The following is a 20,154-nucleotide window of genomic DNA, read 5'->3' on the forward strand; positions in this document are numbered from 1 at the left end:
CCGATCCTGCGTAGGGTAGGCAGGGAGGTCGCCGCAGGCGGCAGCGGGCCCGCCGTCGAACCGCGCACTTGGACGCGCGACGGTGGCACGGCGTCACCTCGAGCTCGCCTCGGAGAAGCATCACGGCAGCGCCTTTGCCTCCAGCTCGTGCCATCCGGCAGAGGCTTATCGGTTGGTTAAGACTAACGCGAGAATACCTCCGATGTCCTGGCAGGCGCCGACGGCGCTGCAAAGCCGGCTGCGATATGACTTGGGGCGCTGACTTTGCAGCATCGCGGACCGGACGCGGGCTGCGCGACAGAGGCAGGACAAGTCGGGCATGGATGCTGGAACGCAGAGGGCAACGGCTGACACCGCGCGCACGGCGTGGATCGATTTCGCGCGCGGCCTCGGCGTCATCCTGGTGGTGTACGGTCATGTGCTTGGCGGTCTGGTGCGCCCCGGCATCTTCCCGGATGGAGCCGTCGCGCGCTGGATGGACTACACGCTCTATACGTTCCACATGCCGCTGTTCTTCTTCCTGGCCGGCTTGAACGTGCAGCACAGCTTGCGGCGCGGCGCGCGTCCCTTCCTCACCTCCAAGCTCTGGACCATCGCTTACCCCTACGTGCTGTGGTCGCTGATCCAGGGCGGGATCACGATGCTGCTGGCGCGGGATGCCAACATCCCGATACATCCCGGCGATCTCACCGCGATCTGGTATCGTCCAATCGCGCAATTCTGGTTCCTCTACGCGCTGATGATCTGCCACGTGATCGCGGTGCTGGTCCCGTCGCGGACGGTCTTGATTACGCTCGCGCTGGCCGGGCTCTGCGTGTTCCTCGCGCTGCCGATCCGGCCGGACCTCGCGCTCACGCTGCATCATCTGCCGTTCTACGTTGCGGGCGTCTACGGTGTCAGCGTCGTGGCGGAATGGCGGCCGTTCGGCTGGTCCGCGTTGGCCGTGATCGGGATCGCGTTTGCGGCCGCAGTGGCGCTGGGCGGCCAGCTGTCCGGCATGGACGCCAACGGGCTCGCCTCCCTGCCGGCCTGTGTGCTCGGGATCGCCGGCACGGTCGGGCTCTGCAAGCTGCTCGCGCCAACGAGCCATCGCTGGCTGGCGGCCGCAGGCGTCGCGTCGATGACGATCTATGTGCTGCACATCCTTGCCGGCTCGGGCATGCGGATCATCATGCTGAAGCTGCACATCCCGCCATCGCCATGGGTCTATCTGCTGGCCGGAACGGCGGCCGGCGTGGTGCTTCCTCTGATCGCGCATGCCATCCTGCGGCGGCTCAATCTGCTGGCCGTCTTCGGGCTCGCACCGCCGGCCTCCCGCAAGCCCCAGACTGCGGCGATCACGCCGCGCGCTGCAACGTCCGATCAGGCGCCGGCCTGATGCTGCCGAGCGGCGACGGTGCGCCGTGCTCCGTCGGCCATCTGGTCGAGCGGACAGGCCATCGCGACGAGCATCCAGAACAGCGCCGAGACCTCGCCGGAGGAGATGCTGGTCAGCGGCAGCTGAATCAAGAGCGCACTGATGGCGAGCGCCCCGAGCACGGCGCCCTCGCGCGTCGGTATCCGCCACGCGGCGCCGGTGGCGGCGAGCCCAACCCAGACATAGGCCGCGAGGCAGATCAGTCCGACCGGAATGCCCATCGTCACCCAGCTTGCGATGATCTGCCCGTCGATCGGCATCGCGCCGGCGACGCCGACGTCGGTGATGGTGAAGCCCGATCCCAGGACCATGCTGTTCGGCGCATTCCACAGCGTGACGAACTCATCCAGCCGCTCGCTGCCGCTGCTGTCCTGCGACACGCTGCCGAGCGATTCCAGACGGGAGGTGATGACCTCCGCGAACGGCGTGAACAGGACGGTGACGATCACCGCGCCGACCAGTCCGACCGTGATCGATACGGCCCGACGCCGCGTCGCGGGGAACAACATGCAGAACAGCAGGCCCACCGCAAGCGTGATCCAGCTGGTGCGGTAGAGCGACAGCAACAGGCCGAGCGCCGCGGGCGCCATCGCCGCCATTGCCAGCCATCCCGGGCGCAGGAAGCCCACCAGCAGCAGGCCGGTGGCCGTGAAGGTCGCGTAGCTGGCCGGGCCGTTCATCGTGCTGAACACGCGCACCATGTAGGGCAGCGGATAGCCGGCCGAGGTGATGCTGGCATTCACCATCCAGAACCGATCCCAGCCTTGCGGATCGACATATTGCCAGATGCCGTAAAGGCCGGTGACGGGCAGCACCAGCAGGAATACGCGCGTGATTGCATCGAGCAGGGCGCCGTCGGATCGCGCCCGCTGCTGCAGGGCGATCGCATAGAGTACGGGCGCGGCCCATTTCATTCCGCCGTTGGCGGCGTTGAACCAGTCGTTCTGGAAGATCGACAGCGCGCCGCCATAGACGATGCAGGCGAGGACGATGAAGGGCGCCACGAGCCAGGGATTGCCCGGCCTGTCCTTGTCCGAGGGCGAAAGCACCAGACTCGGAACTGGCGCGATGATGAACAGCAGCGGGCCGCTCAGCATGACGCCGGACGAATCGAATCCTGCGGAGATGTCGACCAGGCGGCGCACGAAAGGAGCAAAGGCGAACATCAGGATCGCCGACTGCACGTGGGCCGCGGGGCTGCGACGCCACGCGAACCAGCCGGCCACCGCGCAGCCGAGGATGAAGGCTGGTCTGACGATGCCGCCGAGTGCCGGGGCGGCAAGCGCCGTCGCTGCCAGGAGAAGCGCGGACGGCCAACAGTTCATCGCCATCGCCGCGAGCGGCTGCGGATCGATTCGGCTCTCTTTCATGAAGTCGGACTATAATGGAAATCCGGTCTCCTCAGGCATGTTCGAGGCTGGGAGGCAGATGCCCGGCGCCTGAGGCGGCCGTCAGCCGAGGCGACGAAAGAAGTGATCCGAGCATGATGCGACGCGCAATCGTGGCCACGCTTGTCGCAGCGTGGTTGGCCGTCTCGTTGACCGCGACGGCAGGAGCTGCGGAGGTGCTGCCGGCCCGCGACGTCTGCCAGCCGACCACCTCGGCCAAATCGCGCGACGGCAATTGCGTTCCCTGCGCCGTCGGACCCATCTCGACCGCCCCTGGGTTCCTGGCACTGCTGGAGCAGGTGCGCACGCGGCGCGCCGCCTTTGCCGACATCGACCGTCGTATCGATGGCGCGAGCGGCGACCCGGAGGTGCAGAGCCTGCTGCAGGGACGCAACCTGGCCCGTGCACTGTACGGTTCTGACGCGGATTTCATCGCGGGCGGCAACGCCTCGCGCTGCCTCCTGCCGGACAACGAGGCTGTGCGTGCCAGGGCCACGTCGATTGCCTGCGACGCGATTCCGCGCGAGGGGCTGGTGGTGCTTCTGACCGCGGGCCAGTCGAACATCTCCAACACCGGCGCGCCCGATCAGAGTGGCCGGCTCTATCAGCCTCACAACCGGTTCTACAATTTCGACCGCTTCGACGGCCGCTGCTACGTGGCGCGCAATCCATTGCTGGGAACGCCGGGCGAGGGCGAGAACGTCGCCACCCGGTTGGGCGACGAATTGATCGATCGCGGGCTGGCGAAGACGGTCGTGATCGCACCCGTTGCGATCGGCGGGACTTATCTCGAGGAGTGGCGCGCCCGCGGCGGCAAGTATTTCGAGGTGCTGCTCGCAACCGTCGCCGGCCTGCGCGACGTAGGTCTCGAACCGAGCGCGGTGCTCTGGCATCAGGGCGAGTACAACGCCTTCGCGTTCTCCACCAATGGTGCGGAGGACGGCGCGTCCCTGCACGTCACTGCGAAAATGAAGGAAGCGGGACGACTGTCCTACTTGCGCAATTATCTTGAGATCGTTGCCGGCCTGCGGGCGGCCGACCTGACGGCGCCGATCTTCGTCGCCACGGCGACGCTCTGCGGCAGTGTTCCCGACGAGATCATCCGTTCAGCCCAGGCCGCCGTGCCGAACCCGGCACTCGGCGTTTATCCTGGCCCGGATACCGACCAGATCGGGCTCAAGCTGCGCCACGATGGCTGCCACATGAGCCATGCCGGCACCGAGTTGCACGCGCGGATGTGGGCCGATCGCCTGGCCGACTACTGGAAGTCCGGGGCGAGGCGGCCTTGAGCCGGAAGCGGGACGATCAGCCGAGCTTCTGATCCCGCGCATCATGCGTGGTCTCGCTCGCCGATTTCCTGGCGGCCTTCTCCGCGCCCTTCTCGGCGCCCTTGCGGCTCGCGATCGCGGCCACCTTGCGGCCTGAGATCTCGCTGCCGGCGTCATCCGGCATCTGCCAGAACAGGATCGACGACAGCGCCGACGTGATCGCGACGACGATGAAGGCGGGCGCGAAGGACGCCGCGGTGAGCTGGCTCGCGCCGTGCATCCACATCGTGGTCTCCACCGAGAACGCGCCGACCGCGACGCCGGCGGAGATCGCGAGCTGCTGGTTGACGCTGGTGAGCGTCGTGGCGCGGCTCATCTGGGCAGTCTCGACCTCGGCATAGGCGACGGTGTTGATCGCGGTGAACTGCAGCGAGCGGAAGAAGCCGCCGACCACGAGAATGATCAGGATCAGCAGCAGCGGGGTCGCCGGCGTGAACAGCGCGCAGGCGGCGAGGAAGACCGAACTGACGACGGCATTGACGGTCATCAGATGGCGGAAGCCGAAGGCGCGGATGAGGCGCGCGGCCAGCGCCTTCATGCCCATTGCGCCGGCGGAGGAGCCGAAGGTGACGAGGCCGGACTGGAACGGCGACAGCCCGAAGCCGAGCTGCATCAGCAGCGGCAGCAGGAAGGGCAGGGCGCCGATGCCCAGGCGAAACATGAAGCCGCCGACGATCGAGGCACGCAGGGTCGGCAGCCGCAGCAGCGAGAAATCGAGCACAGGAGAGTTGGTGCGCCAGGAGTGGCGGACGTAGAGCGTCATCGAGATCGCGCCGATCGCAACGAGACTCGCGACCACCGGCCACGGCAGCAGGTTGAGACCGGCGACCGAGAGACCGAAGGCGAGGCCGGCGAGGCCGATGCCGGCCAGCACCATGCCATAGAGATCGAACGGCTCGGGATTGTCGCTCTTGATCGGATCGATGAAGCGCAGCGCCATGATGATGCCGACGACGCCGATCGGGATGTTGATCAGGAAGATCCAGTGCCAGGAGAAATAGGTGGTGATGAAGCCGCCGACCGGCGGTCCGATCACCGGACCGATCAGCGCGGGGATGGTGACCCAGGCCATCGCGCCGACCAGGGCGCTCTTGTCGACGGAACGCAAGAGAACGAGACGCCCGACCGGCGTCATCATCGCCCCGCCCATGCCCTGCAGGATGCGCGCGAACACGAAGTTCTCGACGGAGTTGGCGAGCGCGCAGCCGATCGAGCCGATCATGAACACGGCGACCGCGCTCGAGAACACCCGCCGCGCGCCGAAGCGGTCGGCGGTCCAGCCGCTCGCCGGGATGAACACCGCCAGCGACAGCAGATAGGAGGTGATGGCGAGCTTGAGCGTCAGCGGGCTGGTGCCGATGTCCCTGGCGATCGCCGGCAGCGAGGTCGCGATGACCGTGGAGTCCATGTTCTCCATGAACAGGGCGGTGGCGACGATCAGCGGAATGACGCGTTGCTTGTTCATCGGAGGTCGGCAGCGGGAGAGGAGGGCGGGCGCCGGGGCTTTAACACCCTGCGGCGAACGAGGCCATTGCGCTGCTGGCATGGCCCCCTAGATGCAGCGTGACGCTGCCGCGTCCCGTTTTGTTGGAGATGTGCCGATGATCTACCTGCTCGCCGCTTTGGTGCCGCCGCTGGGTCTGCTGCTCAACGGGCAGCCGTTCGCGGCGATCTTCAACCTGCTGCTGTGTCTGGTGTGTCTGGTCCTCGGCCTGTTCTTTCACGTGCTGCTGCTGGTGCCCTCGGCGCACGCTTTGATCGCCGTGCACATGCGGCGGGAGGACCGGCGGCACCGCGAGGTGGTCGAGGCCATCCGCCGCTACGGGCCACCGCCGGGCGCATGGCGCTAGAGGCGCGGAACTTCTGCTCCGGAATCGGGGTCTTCGCGACCTTTTGTTGCGCGTTTCGGACCCGATCAGGGCCGGTCTGGGCCGTTCTTCGCAATCGCGGGAGGACAGCGGATCGGCCCTTTGATTCGTCACAGGCCCATGCTATCGACCCGCGTCAACCCCACCGATGGGCACCGATTCGACGGCGAGGCATGGTCTCGACGGCGGCGTCGCTCATCTGTACCCGCATCGCGGCCGTTTTGGCCGCAGACAAGGAGTTGACGATGGCGACCGTCCAGACACTTCGCGAAGCCTTCACCTTCGACGACGTGCTCTTGAAGCCGGGCCTGTCCGATGTGCTGCCCTCCGAGGTCGACATCCGCTCGCGCGTGACGCGCGAGATCCCGCTCAACATTCCGATCATGGCCTCCGCCATGGATACCGTCACCGAGGCGCGCATGGCGATCGCCATGGCGCAGGCCGGCGGTATCGGCGTCATCCACCGCAATTTCGATCCCGAGGGCCAGGCCGCCCAGGTGCGCCAGGTCAAGAAGTTCGAGTCGGGCATGGTGGTGAACCCGCTGACCATCGCGCCGGACGCCACGCTCGCCGACGCGCTGGCGCTGATGAAGGACTACGGCTTCTCCGGCATCCCGGTGGTCACCGGCGGCGGCAAGGGCATCCCCGGCAAGCTGGTCGGCATCCTCACCAACCGCGACGTGCGCTTCGCCACCGATCCGCGCCAGAAGATCTCCGAGCTGATGACGCACGAGAACCTCGTCACCGTGCGCGAGGGCGTCGGCCAGGACGAGGCCAAGAAGATCCTGCACAAGCACCGCATCGAGAAGCTGCTCGTCGTCGACGACCAGTATCGCTGCGTCGGCCTGATCACCGTGAAGGACATGGAGAAGGCGGTCGCGCATCCGCTCGCCTGCAAGGACGGCCAGGGCCGGCTCCGCGTCGCCGCCGCGACCACCGTGGGCGAGGGCGGCTTCGAGCGCACCGAGAAGCTGATCGAGGCCGGTGTCGACCTCGTCGTGGTCGACACCGCGCACGGCCATTCCTCGCGCGTGCTGGAAGCCGTCAACCGCATCAAGCGCATCTCCAACGCCGTGCAGGTGATCGCCGGCAACATCGCCACCCGCGACGGCGCGCAGGCGCTGATCGATGCCGGCGCAGACGCGGTCAAGGTCGGCATCGGCCCGGGCTCGATCTGCACCACGCGCATCGTCGCCGGGGTCGGCGTGCCGCAGCTCACCGCGATCATGGATGCGGTCGAGGCCGCCAAGAAGGCCGACGTGCCGGTCATCGCCGACGGCGGCATCAAGTTCTCCGGCGACCTCGCCAAGGCGCTCGCCGCGGGCGCCGATGTCGCCATGGTCGGCTCGCTGCTCGCCGGCACCGACGAGACCCCCGGCGAAGTGTTCCTGTGGCAGGGCCGCTCCTACAAGGCCTATCGCGGCATGGGCTCGGTCGGCGCGATGGCGCGCGGCTCGGCCGACCGCTACTTCCAGCAGGACATCAAGGATACCTTGAAGCTCGTGCCCGAGGGCATCGAGGGTCAGGTGCCGTACAAGGGCCCGGTCGGCAACGTCATGCACCAGCTCGCCGGCGGCCTCCGTGCCGCCATGGGCTATGTCGGCGCCAAGGATCTCGGCGAATTTCACTCCAAGGCCGAGTTCGTCCGCATCACCGGCGCCGGACTGCGCGAGAGCCACGTCCACGACGTGACGATCACCCGCGAAAGCCCGAACTATCCGGGCGGGGCGTAAGCCATACCCACGTCATTCCGGGGCAGCGCGACGCGCAACGCGCGGCGTGCTGAACCCGGAATCCCGATATTGTCTTGCATCATCACCTGCGCACCTCACCTCTGGATTCCGGGTTCGCGCTAACGCGCGCCCCGGAATGACGGAGGAGAGGGCACCGCTCCCTCAGCAAGCATAATAACATCAGGAGGAAACACCATGTCCCAAGCCAAGCGCATCGTTCTTGCCGCCCGTCCCGTCGGCGAGCCCAAGCCCACTGATTTCCGTCTCGAGGACTACGCCGTCCCGACGCCGGGCGCGGGCGAGGTGCTGCTGCGCACGATCTGGCTGTCGCTCGATCCCTACATGCGCGGGCGCATGAGCGACGGGCCGTCCTATGCCCAGCCGGTGCCGGTCGGCGGCGTGATGGAGGCGGGGACCGTGTGCGAGGTGGTGGCCTCCAACAATCCCGGCTTCAAGGCCGGCGACATCGTGCTGGCGCGCGCCGGCTGGCAGACGCACGCGATCTCCGACGGCAAGGGCCTCGCCAAGGTCGACCCGAAGCTCGCACCGATCTCGACCGCGGTGGGCGTGCTCGGCATGCCCGGCATGACCGCCTATACCGGCCTGCTCGACATCGGCCAGCCCAAGGCCGGCGAGACGGTGGTGGTCGCCGCGGCCTCCGGCGCGGTCGGCTCGGCGGTCGGGCAGATCGCGAAGATCAAGGGCGCCCGCGCCATCGGCATCGCCGGCGGCAAGGACAAATGCGACTACGTGAAGTCCGAGTTCGGCTTCGACGACTGCCTCGACCACCGCGATCCCGATCTCGCCGCGAAGCTCAAGGAAGCCTGTCCCAAGGGCATCGACGTCTATTTCGAGAATGTCGGCGGCCCGGTGTTCGAGGCGGTGTTCCCGCTGTTCAACGCCTTCGCCCGCATGCCGGTCTGCGGCCTGATCGCGCATTACAACGACACCCAGTCGGTGGCGCCGAAATGGGCCGGCGCGCTGATGCGCAATGTGCTGACCAAGCGGCTGACCATCCGCGGCTTCATCGTCAGCGATTTCGCCTCCCGCCATGGCGACTTCCTCAAGGACATGTCGGCCTGGGTCCGCGACGGCAAGGTCAAGTACAAGGAGTACGTCACCGAGGGCCTGGAGAACGCGCCGTCCGCGTTCATGGGCCTGCTCAAGGGCGCCAATTTCGGCAAGCAGCTGGTGCGGGTCGGCCCCGACAAGGCCTGAGCCACACCTGATGTAATTCTTAAGCCTGTCTGGAAAAAAGCGGGAACCACGGGCGCTTATCGGGAGTCCTGAGGGAACCGGTTCATCCACGAGGGCCCGGCATCATGCCGGGCCTTCGACTTTCCCAAGGGGGATTTCCATGTCGCTGACCATGGTGCTGCTGCCCGTCTTCGTGCAGGTCGGGCTCACCTTCGCGCTGCTGTTCTGGAACAGGACACGGGCACAAACCGCTGACGTCGCCGACGAATTCGGCCTGCCGACCCTGTTCTACGCGCTGATCGCGATTGCGCTGCCGCTGCGGCATGCCGATCTGGTCATCGTGCTGCTGTCCTGGGTGTTCGTGGTGACCCGCTTCGTCAATGCCGGCCTTGTCAGCGGCGTCAAGGACAGCCGCCAGCGCGGGCTCGCCTGGATCGCCTCGGCGCTGGTGCTGCTGGCGATGTGGCTGTATTTCGCCCTCAAGATCCTTCTCCTGATCTAGAACTGGACCTCCTGAATGACCCCCGCCGCCCGGCTGTCCGCCGCCATCGACATCATCGAGACCATCGAGGCCCAGAGGGCGCCGGCGGCCAAGGCCTTGAAGGACTGGGGCACCAGCCACCGCTTCGCCGGCTCCGGCGACCGGGCCGCCATCGCCGGCCTGGTCTGGGACGTGCTCCGCCGCCGTGCCTCCAGCGCCTATGTCATGGAGGACGACACGGCGCGGGCGCGGGTGCTCGGCATGCTCAAGCTCGAGCGCGGCCTCGATGTGCCGACCATCGCGGCGATGTGCGACGGCAGCCGCTTCGCGCCGCCGCCCTTGACCGCGCAGGAGGAGACGGCGCTGGCCTCGCGCACGACCGAGGGCGCGCCGCCGCCGGTCGCCGGCGACTATCCCGACTGGCTCGACCCGTATCTCACTGCGGTGTTCGGCGACGACCGCGTCGCCGAGGCCATGGCGATGGCCAGCCGCGCGCCGCTCGACCTGCGCGTCAACACGCTGAAGGCCAAGCGCGACAAGGTGCAGGCCTCGCTGAAGCATCTCGGCGCGGTGCCGACGCCGTGGTCGCCGATCGGCCTGCGCATCACGCTCGGTGCCGACGCCCGCAATCCCGGAATCCATGCCGAGGAGGATTTCATCAAGGGCGCGATCGAGGTCCAGGACGAGGGCTCGCAGCTCGCGGCGCTGTTCACCGCGGCCAAGCCCGGCGAGCAGGTGATCGACCTCTGCGCCGGCGCCGGCGGCAAGACCTTGGCGCTGGCGGCGATGATGGGCGGCAAGGGCCGCCTGATCGCCACCGACCACGACAAGCGCCAGCTCGCCCCCATCCACGAGCGGCTGTCGCGCGCCGGCGTCCATAATGCCGACGTCCGCAGCCCGAAGGGCGACGCCGATCCGCTCGCCGACATCAAGGCGTCCGCCGATCTGGTCGTCATCGACGCCCCCTGCACGGGCACCGGCACCTGGCGCCGCAACCCCGACGCCAAATGGCGCATGCGCCCCGGCGCGCTGGAGATCCGGCTGAAGGACCAGGCCGAGGTGCTCGACCGCGCCGCCTCCCTGGTCAAGCCCGGCGGCCGCATCGCCTACATCACCTGCTCGGTGCTGCAGCCCGAAAATGGCGACCAGGTCCGCGCCTTCGTGGATCGGCACCCGGCCTTCGCCATCCAGCCCCCAGACCAGACCGCCACCGTCCTCTGGGACAAGGCCGAGGCCTTCGCCGAGGCCGCGCTGAAGACGCCGGAGGGCTGGCTGATGACCCCGCGCCGGACGGGGACGGACGGGTTCTTCGTGTCGGTATTGAAGAAGCAGGCCTAAACTCCACCCACCGCCGTCATTGCGAGCGCAGCGAAGCAATCCAGGGTTGCGCGCGAGACTCTGGATTGCTTCGCTGCGCTCGCAATGACGGAGGAGGCAGCCGCGGCATCCTCCACCGTCGTCCTCTGCGAAAGCGGGGGACCCAGTAATCCACCCGCCGGTCGTGGCCGACCGAGACGCCGCGGCGTACTGGATACCCCGCCTTCGCGGGGCATGACGGCGTTGCCACAAGCACGCTGTCATTCCGGGACGCGCCCCTTGGCGCGGGCCCGGAATCCATACTCCCGGTCGTGGTTATGGATTCCGGGCTCGCGCTCCGCGCGCCCCGGAATGACGGGGAGGAAAGGGCGTCAACCCCGGCGAAGGGTTGCGGGACTCGTGCTCTCGGCGTAATTCCTTGCCATGACAGCCCAGCCCAACACCCCCGCCAGCGCCGCCACTGACACCTCCGTGGCCGCGCTCCACGACAAGATCCTGATCGTCGATTTCGGCAGCCAGGTCACGCAGCTGATCGCGCGCCGGGTGCGCGAGGACGGCGTGTATTGCGAGATCGTGCCGTTCCAGAAGGCGGAGGCCGCCTTCCGCGAGATGCAGCCCAAGGCGGTGATCCTCTCCGGCGGCCCCGAATCCGTCCATGAGGCCGGCTCCCCGCGCGCCCCGCAACTGATCTTCGACTCGGGCGTCCCCGTGATGGGCATCTGCTACGGCCAGATGACGATGGCCGCCCAGCTCGGCGGCACCGTCGAGGGCGGGCACCACCGCGAGTTCGGCCGCGCCGACGTCGAGGTGAAGACGGAAAGCCGCCTGTTCGAGGGCGTCTGGCAGACCGGCGAGCAGCACCAGGTGTGGATGAGCCATGGCGACCGCATCACGCAGATGCCGCCGGGCTTCTCGGTGGCCGGCGTCTCGCCCAACGCGCCGTTCGCCGTGATCCAGGATGAGCAGCGCAAGTACTACGGCCTGATGTTCCACCCCGAGGTGGTGCACACGCCCGATGGCGCCAAGCTGATCCGCAACTTCGTCCGCAACATCGCCGGCCTCGGCGGCGACTGGACCATGCACGCCTTCCGCGCCGAGGAGATCAAGAAGATCCGCGCCCAGGTGGGGAAAGGCAAGGTGATCTGCGGCCTCTCCGGTGGCGTTGATTCCGCTGTCGCCGCGGTGCTGATCCACGAGGCGATCGGCGACCAGCTCACCTGCGTGTTCGTCGATCACGGCCTGCTCAGGCTCAACGAGGCCGAGACCGTCGTCGATCTCTTCAGGCACCACTACAACATTCCGCTGGTGCATGTGGACGCCTCGAAACTCTTCCTCGGCGAGCTCGCAGGCGTCACCGAGCCGGAAGCGAAGCGCAAGACCATCGGACGCCTCTTCATCGATGTGTTCGAGGCCGAAGCGAAGAAGATCGGCGGCGCCGATTTCCTGGCGCAGGGCACGCTCTATCCCGACGTGATCGAGAGCGTCTCCTTCACCGGCGGCCCCTCGGTGACGATCAAGTCGCATCACAATGTCGGCGGCCTCCCGGCGCGCATGAACATGAAGCTGGTCGAGCCGTTGCGCGAATTGTTCAAGGACGAGGTCCGCGTGCTCGGCCGCGAGCTCGGTCTGCCCGACGTCTTCGTCGGCCGCCACCCGTTCCCGGGCCCTGGGCTGGCCATCCGCTGCCCCGGCGAGATCACGGTCGACAAGCTCGACATCCTGCGGAAAGCGGACGCCATCTACATCGACGAGATCCGCAAAGCCGGCCTCTACGATACCATCTGGCAGGCCTTCGCCGTGCTGCTCCCCGTCAAGACCGTCGGCGTCATGGGCGACGGCCGCACCTACGACTACGTCGTCGGCCTGCGCGCCGTCACCTCGACGGACGGGATGACGGCGGACTTCTATCCGTTCGATATGAAGTTTTTGGGCGCGGTTGCCACGCGCATCATCAACGAGGTGAAGGGCGTGAATAGGGTGGTGTACGACGTGACGTCAAAGCCGCCGGGGACGATTGAGTGGGAGTAAGGTAGGTCATCATGAGCGGGATATCGCGACGCCATCTGTTCGGCTGATATTGGTCCGAACAATGGTATTACTGAACCGGTAGGTTCCTGAAGCTTGGCATACCAAAGATTGTTCTAGGTTTATCCCCAAAGATTGGAAAAACTCCCGTCGAAGCCTTGGCAGAAGCTTGGTTCAAGCATATACACCTTGGTATGTCGAATCCGTCGCTCCAGGACGTGCGCCAGCGCCGTCAGAAGATCCAGGAATTGCTGACCTCACTCACGGAGGAGGACCGCGAACTCTACGCGGCCGAGAAGACGCTTATGCGTTTGGGCGGGCTTGGCGATAAGCCGCCTATGCCAGTCACGCCGCCGCTCGGACCCCATCTTCCCCCGCCGCCGGTCCCGAAGCCTAACGCCCTCACGTCCGGCGCAGTCCTGGGCACCGCGCAGGTACCACAGCACGCGCCCCTTCCGCCTAGGAGTGTCTTGTCGTCGGCGATGACGAACCTCGGTGAAGAGGAGGAGGAAGAGGAAGACGTGGTCGAGATCGTCAAGAGGCTGATGGCCGGAAACGAAAACCTTGAGCAGTTGACGCTTATGCTGCTTGAGAACTGCGCGGACGTATGGTGGACGGCAACCGAGATTCAGGATTGTTTGCAGCGCATCAAGGGCAGAGAGGTTCCGATGGGCAGCATCTCTCCTATGCTCACGGCCCTGAAGAACAACGGCACCATCACCCGCAACGGCCACAACGTGGCGCTCACCACCAAAGCCCGTGAGGAGGCCTTGCGCTGATGGTCCGTCATCCCCTGTTCATTAGTGGAGGAAAGCGGCTGAGTCGCCTTTAGGGGACTCTTGTTTTTCTGGTACGTTGTGCTTGTGCAACACCGATTCGGTCCAGTCCCGGCTCCTTCATCAAAGGCTTGGGGCTCTGACAACAGGCCCCCAAGGGGCGTGCGGGCTCAGGCCGCTCGGTGACAAAGGAGGGACCATGCTGTCCTGTCCGCTGCACATGCCCGTGCGCGTGATCGCCTATTGGCGGTTCCGCCTCGGCAAATGGGAGCTCGTATGCTCCCACTGTAGGGGACTGCCGAGCCGCTGAGGACGGCCCGACAGAACTTCTCCTAACCCAGGGGTCGCCTACGGGCGGCCCCTTCCCATTTCCGGGGTTACCGGAAATTACGTGTCCGACCAGGCAAAATTCGGTCGGTAAAACTGAGTTGAGGGTTCAATGGCGAGTCGCTCTCGCCAGAGCCTCGCTGGGGACTGGTTACCATCTGCTTAAGATGGTCCACGCCACGTTCTCCCACTGCCTTGACTTATTGAGTCGTCAAGTTCTGCTTGACTATTTCTAGTGCGGGATTCCCTACGGTTCAACCCCTTCCTCTGCATTGCTCTCAGCTTTAAGCGCAGTCTTAAGTCTAAACCCAAGCCTAAACCCAAGCCTAAACCCAAGCCTAAACTTCAGCAGCTTTCGCCCAAGACGAAGCCCGAGCCTTTCATTTTCCGAAGGTCTTTTATGCTCAAGGCGTTCCTCGATGCCAGCTGGAGCGACGACCTCATCGTCGTCGGAGGCGTAGTTTCGCCCCAGGAACTTTGGACCAACTTCGAACACAGTTGGCGGGCGATGCTCGACCGCTTTGGAATTGAATATCGCTTCCATGCTACAGAATATTGGGCGCGTAAGGGCGAGTTCATGCGAATGCGGGAAAGCGATCACGTCGCCCTAGGCAAGGAAATCCGCCGCCTTCTCGCTGAACACAAGCCGCTAAGTTTCGCCTGTGTACTCGCCAAGGATGCCTATCAGCAGTGGCGCCGGAAGCAGCACTCTCACCATTTGAAAGATGGCACTTACTACGCCCTGGACTGGTGCCTTACCGTACTCATCCATCGCATCAACCAGTATCCTGCTGACGAGGGCGTCGAGATCGTATGTGATCAGGGCGACGGACGCGAGAAGATCAGCCGCGACATCGCCGATTGGAAGACTGAGCAACTCCGCGAGCATGCCTGGCGCTTTCCGGGGCACCCTGATCCCAACAGGGCGGTTACGTTCGAGTTTGGCTCCTCGAAGGAAATCGTCCAGCTCCAAGCCGCTGATATCGTCGTCCACACGACGCTCAAGTGGAGCGAGGCGTACCTGCGGGGAGAAGACCCCAACCATGTGCCCTTCTCTCAAGAGATGCAGGGCATGATGATGCTGCATCCCCTGTTCACGCTCGAAGACATCGAACTCTTCCACCGGATCGAACTTGAGAATGTAGAGCGCCTCAAAGAGAACATGGCTCGGAAGCCTTAGGCATTGCAGGGACCTGCAAGAAGAAGCGCCCACCAAAGGCGCTCGGAGTTACGGTAACGCTGCACGAACCTCGTTGGCCCCTCGCTGCGATTGAGAAAGTCGGTCGCGACGTAGCAACGGCAAAAGCCGCGCGCGGACACCCGTCGTCGTCCAACTGACCATCTGCCCGACGGGCAATCCTTGCATGCCCCGCATGCGCCAACTGCCCGTCGTGCCAGTTTGTCGCGAACTTCTCCCTTGTCACGTCGGGCAAATCACCTCCACATTTCCGCGCATCCCGGCTCGCTGAAGAGGGACGTTTCGCGATCGTCACGAGCGTCGAGCCGGAGATGCGACGGGCGCGTTGCTCTGCAGCCGGGTGTCAAAGCCCGCGCCGACGAACGGAGCGAGGCGACGGCGAAGTGGTGTGGTCCTGGCATCCCGGTGCTGATGCCAAGCCAGTGGGGATGATGATCCGCTGGCGACGGGGGCAAGACAGCCGATCCCCGGGGAGAGCGCCTATAACCCGTCAAACCGTCGCGCAGGGAAGGCCGGATATTGGGCTGAACCTGTGGTTCTGCCGCGTGCTTTTTGCTGCACGCGGACCGCGGGTATCAGCTGATACCCGGTCTTCCCTGCGCCTCTTCTTCGGACGAAGAGGTTCACTCAAGATGACAACTCGGGCGGATGCCGCCGCGAGATGGCTTAGCCTTGCCTGCTGTTTGAAACGTATACAACGCACCCGTGCCATGTCCTGATCAGGTGGACAGTCGCAGGGTGATCTGCCGTCTATCCAGTGGCGTCAAAGCACTGCGCGGCAGCGTCGCCAGGACACGCCCGCGCCACCGATCTTGTCTGCATTCGCGGGCATTGCGGGATTATCGATCAGTTGAGGTCGGCCCGGCCGTCGGGGCGACGTTTGAGCACGCCACCGAGAGCGGTCCGGCAAGGGGATCATGCAGGAAAGCTCCCGCTCGGCAAATCGACAATGGCGACGAGCAGCTCATCTTCAGGCAACGCATCGAGTCTGCCGCCCGGGCGGGTACAATCCTGAGGGATGTGATCGGTTCTAATCGCGTGGCTCCGCAGCCTGGAGGACTTTAACTGCCGCCTCTGGAGGCCGGTAGCTGCCGTGTTGGACCGCCCGGCCCGCACGGAGCTGGCAAGCCGTCCCATCAAGGACAATTCTGGTCCAGTGATAATGCCAAGAACTGGCACTGTTGAATGGGGCAGGCCTGACCTAAATCGCTCGTGAACCGCCTCCTGACACAAGGACAAGCCATCATGAGCAAGGACAGCGCTCACCCGAACTCCGCAACGACCGCTGAAGCGCCCGTCTACAAGAGTTGGACATGCGTGCTCTGCGGACTCGTCTACAATGAACGCGACGGATGGCCCGACGACGGCATTCCAGCCGGCACGCGTTGGCAGGACGTGCCCGAGGATTGGATCTGCCCCGACTGTGGTGCAGGCAAGAGCGACTTCGCGATGGTCGAGGTCTGAACAAATCCTGACAATGGCTGCGTGACCGTCAACGGTGACGTGGCGTTCTCTTCCTGCCGAAGGAGTTGCAATGTACGTTCCCTCGCACTTCGACGAAGCCCGTCCTGAGATGCTCTACGATCTGATCGAAAAGAATCCGCTTGGCATTTTGATCACGCACGGCAAGAGCGGCTTGGACGCCAATCATATTCCGTTCGAGCTGAATAGAGCGCAGGGGCAGTGGGGAACGTTGCACTGCCACGTGGCGCGCGCGAACCCGGTGTGGCGGGATCTGGACACTGGCGCTGAGGTGCTCGTGGTGTTCCGCGCGTCTGACGCCTATATCTCCCCTCAATGGTACCCGAGCAAGCAGGATTTCCACAAGCAGGTGCCGAGCTGGAACTATCTCGTCGCGCATGCGTACGGGCGCGTGACCATTCACGACGACGAACGTTACGTGCGTGGCAATGTCGCCCGTTTGACACGGAAGCATGAAGCGTCTCAACCGGTCCCTTGGAAGATGACTGACGGTCCGAAGGACTATATCGACACGATGCTCAAGGCGATCGTCGGGCTGGAGATCGCAATCACGAACCTGGTCGGAAAATCCAAGCTGAGCCAGAACAAGGAGGTGCGGGACATGCGCTCCGCAGGCGAGGCCTTGAAAGAACGAGGCGAGCATCTCATCGGAGACGCCATGCTGGCGGCCGCAGCCGTCAAGGCAAGCCAGGAGTAGAGACGCGGCAATCAGGCGATAAGAGCAGCGCGCGAGCGATCCAGGCTTCGTATTTGTCAGCGTCCCCACGCGGGGCGAGGAGACGTCCGGCGCGCCGGTGTGAGCATGAGCGACTGTCTCACGATCCGACCGCCTTCAGCGGCGCGGGCTTGGATGGGCGAGCCGTCCCCTTGGCTGCGACGCATGCATCGAGGACGCCTCTGAGGCGGACGACGGCGGACTGTAGCTCCGCAATCGAAAAGCCGCCGAACCCGAGCATGAGTCCGCCACGAGGCGGGGTCGCATGGTACATGGGCGAGATCGGTCGCACCACCAGCCCCGCCTTGTGCGCCTGCTCCGCAACCGTGACATCGTCGAGGCCGGGCGGAAGCCAAAGTAACAGGTGCATGCCCTGGTCGCTCGGCTGCAGCGTTGCCCAGGACGGTCGGTCCTTGGCAAGGGCGGAGATCAGGGCGGCGCGTCGTTCTGCGTAAGCGCCGCGAATGCGCCGGATGTGGGCTTCGAAATGGCCTTCGCGCATGTACTGCGCGAGGACGTGCTGGTCGACCGCCGGCGAATGGCGATCGATGAGGGCGCGCGCGCCAGCGAACGCGTCGACCAGGGGAGGGGGAACGATCGCATATCCGATCCTCATCGAGGAGAACAGGACCTTACTCATCGTCCCAAGGTAAACGACGCGCGCGGGATCGAGTCCCTGCAACGATGGAAATGGATGTCCGGCGTAGCGAAGTTCGCTGTCGTAGTCGTCTTCGACGATCCAGGCATTGTTCTGCCGCGCCCACGACAGCAACGCGGTGCGTCTCGCCATGCTCATGGGCATGCCCAACGGATACTGATGCGACGGTGTGACGAAAGCGAGCCGGGCGTTCGGGCACCGGACGAGACCATCTTGGACGTCGATGCCCTGATCATCCACGGGAATCCGGAAAGTCCGGACATTGAAGTGTTCGAGCACGGCGATGATGCCGGGGTAGGCCGGGTCTTCGGCCCACACGGCATCGCCGTCAGAGAGAAGGACGGTCGCTGATATGAAAAGCCCCTGTTGCGTGCCTGCCGTAACGATGACCTGATCGGGCTCGCATTTCACGCCCCGAGCCTTCCGCACATAGTCGGCAATTGCGATCCGCAAATCGGGTAATCCTTTGGGATCAATGTAGCCCGACGGGGCGGCTGCCCGCAGAGCCCGGACACGATTGCCAAGCCGTCGCCATTGGTCGCCGGGGGCAACTGCACCCGCGGGATGAGCGATCGCAAACGGCGCCGGGTCTTGAGGCCGGAGAGTCCGCGCGACCTCAGCAAGACGGGCGACTTTCTCCGGCAACAGAGGACTGGGGTCTGCGCGTTCGATCAACGCCGGAGCGCGGGTCATCAAATCGGTGTCGGCATTGACGTTCGCGACGATCGTGCTGCCTCTGGCCCGGGCCTCGAGGTAGCCTTCTGCATGGAGCTGATGAAACGCCTCGATGACGGTTCCTCTCGCGAGCTGCAATGAATTGGCAAGGGCGCGAGTGGATGGCAGTCGCTCGCCAGGCTTCAGGATCCCCTTCGATATCGCCTCGCGAAGCGCTTGAGTCAGTTGGTATCCAACGCGGCCGGCAGTCCGGTCGAGCGAGCCCAGCGAGGGAATTGCGATGATGGTTCGGCGTCGTGCCATCGGTTCTCTGGTCCAACTGTTCTCCCGAATCTTGGACCAAACAATAGATCAGTTCCAGACGCCGGTGTCGGATTCGCTCCAATTGCGAGGGTTTGCGAAGGTTTGAACTGAGAAAGAACCCGATCAGGGTATCGGGCTACGAATTCGCATACCGGAACCTGCCGCTGGTAGCGGGTCGAAGAGGCGCTGGACATGCGGAGATGGAGCGCGACGCCGAAGCCCTGCCTGGGCTGACCAGCAACGCTGGCTATGCAGCCATCTTCGCCAATTGGCTAAGTCGCTGCCAACTTCCTTGCCGTGCTCCAAAGACTCTCAGCGGCATGGATCATCCGCGCCCGCGCGCGGATGAGGCATATGCTGATCTTGATGTCCCAGTCCTTCGGGCCGGCTCTCACCAATCGGCCGCTCTGGAGATCGAGCTCGACCAGGCTGCGTGGAGCCCAGGTGATCCCGCGGCCTTCTCGGGCCATGTTGATGAGCAGCATCACCGGTGCTGAGAAGCTGGGGAGCAGCATGGCGCTCGGCTGCTTCGTCGCGAGGAACGCGGTCACGATGCGGCCCACGCCGGAACCCGGATGATAGGCGAGATAGGGCAGCGGCTTGTCCGCAGAGCCAGGCAGCGCAAACCGCGGCATCGATTGCCGCCGGCGACCGCTGCGCGTGACGGCCTTGTAACCGGTCGCGCTGATTGGGACCAGGACGTCGTCGGCGAGATCGATGCGCTGAAAGCGATCGTTATTCAGACGGCTGGCGAGCGATGGATGGTAATGCGCCAGCATGAAATGCGCATGGGCCTCGAGCAGGAGCTTCTCACACCCGGCGAAGTTCGACGCCACGAGCTGAACGGCGGATCCGGATCGCGCGCGGTCGACCCGGCGGATCCAGTCCGGAAAGAACGTCTGCGACAGTGCGTGGGTGGCGACGAATTGAACGGTCTCGGCCTTGAGGCGCGCCGCTTCCAGGGCCTCCTCGCGGCCGTTTGACAGCCTGCGAATGACGTCCTCCGCCACCGGACGAAAACTCTCCCCCGCCGGCGTCAGCTTCACGACATGCGTGCTGCGCTCGAACAGAGGCGCTCCAAGCCACGCTTCCAGCGACTTGATCCGCCGGCTCAAGGCCGGCTGCGTCACGTGCCGGCGCAGCGCTGCGCGGGAGAAGCCGCCGTCCTCCGCGATAGCGAGGAAATCCTCGATCCAGCTCAGGTCCATGATGCCAGCTTGTTATTGAATTATTCCAATACGGCATTAGCACCGCGGCACCGGCTGG

The 20,154-nt window shown here is 65.1% G+C and carries 16 protein-coding genes; 12 read left to right on the forward strand and 4 right to left on the reverse strand.

Annotated elements, in window-relative coordinates; translation table 11 throughout:
• Nucleotides 1-319: 319 nt before the first annotated feature.
• Nucleotides 320-1,378 (forward strand): acyltransferase, encoded by a 1,059-nt coding sequence (locus tag QX073_RS03900; protein WP_316225332.1) that lies wholly within the window; start codon nt 320-322, stop codon nt 1,376-1,378.
• Here the strand turns inward: QX073_RS03900 and QX073_RS03905 are convergent.
• On the reverse strand, nt 1,363-2,787 hold the full coding sequence (locus QX073_RS03905; protein ID WP_316192691.1) for an O-antigen ligase family protein: 1,425 nt from the start codon (nt 2,785-2,787) through the stop codon (nt 1,363-1,365). The genes QX073_RS03900 and QX073_RS03905 overlap by 16 nt on opposite strands.
• Before the next feature lie 113 nt (nt 2,788-2,900).
• On the opposite strand from QX073_RS03905, the gene QX073_RS03910 reads away from it, so the two are divergent.
• Nucleotides 2,901-4,094 (forward strand): sialate O-acetylesterase, encoded by a 1,194-nt coding sequence (locus QX073_RS03910; protein WP_316202145.1) that lies wholly within the window; start codon nt 2,901-2,903, stop codon nt 4,092-4,094.
• 16 nt (nt 4,095-4,110) lie between these two features.
• Here the strand turns inward: QX073_RS03910 and QX073_RS03915 are convergent, their stop codons facing one another.
• Nucleotides 4,111-5,598: an MDR family MFS transporter gene (locus QX073_RS03915; RefSeq protein ID WP_316192689.1), complete on the reverse strand. Its 1,488-nt coding sequence runs from the start codon at nt 5,596-5,598 to the stop codon at nt 4,111-4,113.
• Nucleotides 5,599-5,734: 136 nt separating this feature from the next.
• Here QX073_RS03915 and QX073_RS03920 point away from each other — a divergent pair, with 136 nt between their 5' ends.
• The 10 genes from QX073_RS03920 to QX073_RS03965 all read left to right on the forward strand — a co-directional run bounded on the left by QX073_RS03920 (nt 5,735) and on the right by QX073_RS03965 (nt 17,234).
• Nucleotides 5,735-5,983, forward strand: a complete 249-nt coding sequence (locus QX073_RS03920) for a hypothetical protein (protein ID WP_315749790.1) — start codon at nt 5,735-5,737, stop codon at nt 5,981-5,983.
• 263 nt (nt 5,984-6,246) lie between these two features.
• A complete protein-coding gene (guaB, locus tag QX073_RS03925) occupies nt 6,247-7,734 on the forward strand; it encodes an IMP dehydrogenase (protein WP_315827414.1) in 1,488 nt (495 codons plus the stop codon).
• Nucleotides 7,735-7,929: 195 nt separating this feature from the next.
• Nucleotides 7,930-8,952: an NADP-dependent oxidoreductase gene (locus QX073_RS03930; RefSeq protein ID WP_315827415.1), complete on the forward strand. Its 1,023-nt coding sequence runs from the start codon at nt 7,930-7,932 to the stop codon at nt 8,950-8,952.
• Nucleotides 8,953-9,091: 139 nt separating this feature from the next.
• Nucleotides 9,092-9,433, forward strand: a complete 342-nt coding sequence (locus QX073_RS03935; RefSeq protein ID WP_316225333.1) for an MAPEG family protein — start codon at nt 9,092-9,094, stop codon at nt 9,431-9,433.
• A gap of 15 nt (nt 9,434-9,448) precedes the next feature.
• Nucleotides 9,449-10,750 carry an RsmB/NOP family class I SAM-dependent RNA methyltransferase gene (locus QX073_RS03940; RefSeq protein ID WP_316225334.1) on the forward strand — a complete coding sequence of 434 codons (1,302 nt, stop codon included), beginning with the start codon at nt 9,449-9,451 and terminating at the stop codon, nt 10,748-10,750.
• A 402-nt stretch (nt 10,751-11,152) separates the two neighbouring features.
• Nucleotides 11,153-12,757 (forward strand): glutamine-hydrolyzing GMP synthase, encoded by a 1,605-nt coding sequence (gene guaA, locus QX073_RS03945; RefSeq protein ID WP_316225335.1) that lies wholly within the window; start codon nt 11,153-11,155, stop codon nt 12,755-12,757.
• Nucleotides 12,758-12,948: 191 nt separating this feature from the next.
• Complete coding sequence (locus QX073_RS03950) at nt 12,949-13,533, forward strand: hypothetical protein (protein WP_316225336.1); 585 nt, start codon at nt 12,949-12,951, stop codon at nt 13,531-13,533.
• Between the two features lie 724 nt (nt 13,534-14,257).
• Nucleotides 14,258-15,037 (forward strand): DUF3800 domain-containing protein, encoded by a 780-nt coding sequence (locus QX073_RS03955; protein ID WP_316225337.1) that lies wholly within the window; start codon nt 14,258-14,260, stop codon nt 15,035-15,037.
• 1,335 nt (nt 15,038-16,372) lie between these two features.
• Nucleotides 16,373-16,519 carry a rubredoxin gene (locus QX073_RS03960; protein WP_410052360.1) on the forward strand — a complete coding sequence of 49 codons (147 nt, stop codon included), beginning with the start codon at nt 16,373-16,375 and terminating at the stop codon, nt 16,517-16,519.
• A gap of 70 nt (nt 16,520-16,589) precedes the next feature.
• Nucleotides 16,590-17,234, forward strand: coding sequence for an FMN-binding negative transcriptional regulator (locus QX073_RS03965; protein WP_316225339.1), 645 nt, complete (start codon nt 16,590-16,592; stop codon nt 17,232-17,234).
• Nucleotides 17,235-17,352: 118 nt separating this feature from the next.
• On the opposite strand, the gene QX073_RS03970 is transcribed toward QX073_RS03965, so the two are convergent.
• Both QX073_RS03970 and QX073_RS03975 read right to left on the reverse strand, forming a co-directional pair.
• Nucleotides 17,353-18,888: a PLP-dependent aminotransferase family protein gene (locus QX073_RS03970; RefSeq protein ID WP_316225340.1), complete on the reverse strand. Its 1,536-nt coding sequence runs from the start codon at nt 18,886-18,888 to the stop codon at nt 17,353-17,355.
• Between the two features lie 272 nt (nt 18,889-19,160).
• The gene (locus QX073_RS03975) at nt 19,161-20,096 is read right to left on the reverse strand and encodes a LysR family transcriptional regulator (RefSeq protein ID WP_315749806.1); all 936 of its coding nucleotides are present in this window, start codon (nt 20,094-20,096) and stop codon (nt 19,161-19,163) included.
• Nucleotides 20,097-20,154 lie beyond the last annotated feature (58 nt).

This window comes from Bradyrhizobium sp. SZCCHNS3052 (assembly GCF_032484495.1).
Taxonomy (GTDB): Bacteria; Pseudomonadota; Alphaproteobacteria; order Rhizobiales; family Xanthobacteraceae; genus Bradyrhizobium.